The 2,837-nt window shown below is 70.5% G+C and carries 3 protein-coding genes; all 3 read right to left on the minus strand.

Features of this window, described 5'->3' with window-relative positions; translation table 11 throughout:
• Positions 1 to 30 precede the first annotated feature (30 nt).
• On the minus strand, positions 31 to 1,278 hold the full coding sequence (locus tag ACTHNQ_RS20905) for an ABC transporter substrate-binding protein (RefSeq protein WP_440335838.1): 1,248 nt from the start codon (positions 1,276 to 1,278) through the stop codon (positions 31 to 33).
• 54 nt (positions 1,279 to 1,332) lie between these two features.
• A complete protein-coding gene (locus ACTHNQ_RS20910; protein ID WP_440335839.1) occupies positions 1,333 to 2,169 on the minus strand; it encodes an ABC transporter permease in 837 nt (278 codons plus the stop codon).
• Positions 2,166 to 2,837, minus strand: a 672-nt coding sequence (locus tag ACTHNQ_RS20915) for an ABC transporter ATP-binding protein (RefSeq protein WP_440335840.1), incomplete at its 5' end; no start/stop codon positions are given. The genes ACTHNQ_RS20910 and ACTHNQ_RS20915, both read right to left, overlap by 4 nt.

Consider the following 2,837-nt stretch of genomic DNA (forward strand, 5'->3'; position numbering starts at 1 on the left):
GCGGGCGGGCTCCTCGGCCGGCGGTGCTGGTTACTGCCCGCCCTCGGTGAGGACGACGTCGATCGGAGTGTAGGCCCCGTCGACGGTGACACCCTCGGCCTTCAGTTCGTCGAGGGCCTTCTGGATGTAGGTGTTGCTGTAGGCGGAGGCGTCCGGCTCGGCGGTGATGAGCGGCAGGCCGTCTTGGTTGACCGCGGAGAGCGCGCCCTTCACGGTCTTGTCCCAGGCCGCCTTGTCGACCAGGCCGAACGGGCTGCCGTCCCAGATCAGCTTGTTGACCTCGTTCATCTGCCACTCCTGGTGCACGGGACCGACCGGGAACGCCGCCTCGGCGTTCGAGGCGATGTCGTACACCTTCGCCGCCGCATCCGCGGGGTTGTCGCGAGCGTAGATCCAGCCCTTGGTGATGGCCTTCAGGAACCGCACCGCGGCATCCGCATACGCCGGGTCGTCGAGACGAGCGGTGTCGGCCCAGATCGCGTCCTGCAGCATGGCGCCGTCGGTGTCTTCGTAGGAGACCACGTTGAAGTCCTCGGGCTGGTAGAGCTCGCCCGTGTCGGGGTTCTTGGTCTCGAGCAGCTGCGCCCACTCGTTGTAGGTCATCGCCTGGGCGGCGTCGACGTCGTGGTCGAGCAGTGCGTTCATCGAGAAGTCCTGCGTCGTGATCGAGACGGTCGTGGAGTCCAGCTTCTCCGCCGCCATCGCGGCGAAGATCTCCCACTCGTTGCCGAAGCCCCACGAGCCGATGCGCTTGCCCTCGAAGTCGGCGACCGAGGTGATGCCGTCGCCCTTCCACGACACCTGCAGCGTGCCCGACTTCTGGAACACCTGCGCGATGTCGGTGAGCTCGACACCGGTGGCCTCCAGGGTGCCCAGCACCTTCGGGACCCACGCGATGGCGAAGTCGACGTCGCCGTCGACGAGGGCGTCCTGCGGGACGATGTCGCCGCCCGAGGGGATGATCTCGACGTCGTCGAAGCCCTCCTCCTTGAAGAAGCCCTTCTCCTGTGCGACGTAGTAGCCGGCGAACTGGGCCTGCGGCAGCCACTGCAGCTGCAGCTTGATCGAGGTGAGCGGCTCGAAGTCGTCGCCGCCCCCGGTGCCGGAGGTGTCGGGCGACCCGGAACAGGCGGCGAGTGCGAGGGCCGCGACGGTGAAGACGGTCCCCACGCCCACTCCACGCCGCGCTAGCGCGCGTCGCGGAGCCTCAGGGCGCGTGGGCCCAGCCGCGGCCAGACCTCGACGAAGGCCCGGGCGGAGCGGATGCTGCTGTGTCATTGCGTTCCTTTCGTTGGTGCTGCTTCTCGGGTGCGAGCCTGATGAGAGCGCGGGTCAGCTCTGGGATCGTCGGGTGGCCAGGCGCTCCAGCAGCGAGGTCACGAGGTAGAACACGAGGCCGATGAGGATGCCGCCGAGGACGTACGCCCAGGCGAGCGCCGCCCGGCCGGACTTGGCGTAGGTGGCGATCGCCGTGCCGATGCCGTCGGCGGGACCGCCGAAGTACTCCGCGACGAGCGCTGCGATGACCGCGAGCGAGCTCGCGATGCGCAGGCCCGTCAGCAGGTACGGGAGCGCCGTCGGCAGCGTGAGGAAGCGGAAGGTCTGCCATCCCGACGCCGCGGACGCCCGCAGCAGGTCCCGGTGGACAGGCCGGGTCTGCCGCAGGCCCCGCAGCACGTTCACGAACACCGGGATGAACGCCGCGATGGTGGCGACCGCCTGGCGGCCGAACTGGCTCGACGCGCCGAACATCGTGTTGAGGATCGGCGTGATCGCGACGATCGGGATGACGGCGAGGGCGGCCACCAGCGGCGCGAGCATGCCGTCGATCGGCCGCACGGCCGCGGCGAGCCCGGCGAACAGCATGGCCAGGAGGGACCCGACGACGAGACCGATGAGCGCGTTGGTGGCGGTGATCGACATGTCCTGCGCGATGATCGGCCAGCGCTTGACGAACTCTGCGAGGATCGCGAACGGGCTCGGCAGCATGCGCGGCGCCGTGCCCAGCACGTCCACCCAGAACCACCAGAGCACGACGATGATCGCGCCGACCACGACCGGAGCGACCCACCGCAGCCATCCGGGCAGCCGGCGCTCGCCGGGAGCGGCCGCACCGCGGTCAGCGGCCCGCCGTGGGCCCGGGAGCGTTGCGGTCGCGCTGTCGGTCATGACTCGCTCGCCCTCGTGACCGGAGCGCCGTGCAGCGCCTCGCGCACGGCGGTGACGCGGTCGAAGAACTCGGGGGACTCGCGCAGCGCCTCAGAGCGGTCGTCGCCGAGACCGACGTCGATGACATCGGTGATGCGGCCCGGTCGAGGACTCATGACCACGACGCGGTCCGACAGGAAGACCGCCTCGGGGATCGAGTGGGTGACGAACACGACGGCCGCCGCCGTCTCGGCGGCGATGCGGGTGAGCTCCGTCTGCAGCCGCTCCCGGGTCATCTCGTCGAGCGCGCCGAACGGCTCGTCCATGAGCAGCAGCTTCGGCCGCGCGGCGAGGGCGCGGGCGATCGCGACGCGCTGCTGCATGCCGCCCGACAGCTGGTCGGGGTAGCGGTCGACGAAGTCGGTGAGCCCGACGAGCTCGGCGAGCTCGGCCACGCGCGCCGCCCGCTCGGCCTTGCCGGTGCCGTGCAGCTCCAGCGGCAAGGCGATGTTGGCGCCCACCGTACGCCAGGGGAGGAGGCCGGCCTGCTGGAACGCGATGCCGTAGTCCTGGTCGGCGCGAGCGCGTCTGGCCGGCTTGCCGAAGATCTCCAGCGCGCCCGTCGTCGCCTGGTCGAGGTCGGCGATGAGCCGCAGCAGCGTCGACTTGCCGCAGCCCGACGGCCCGAT

This window comes from Microbacterium sp. (genome assembly GCF_051953575.1).
In the GTDB taxonomy this organism is placed as follows: Bacteria; Actinomycetota; Actinomycetes; order Actinomycetales; family Microbacteriaceae; genus Microbacterium.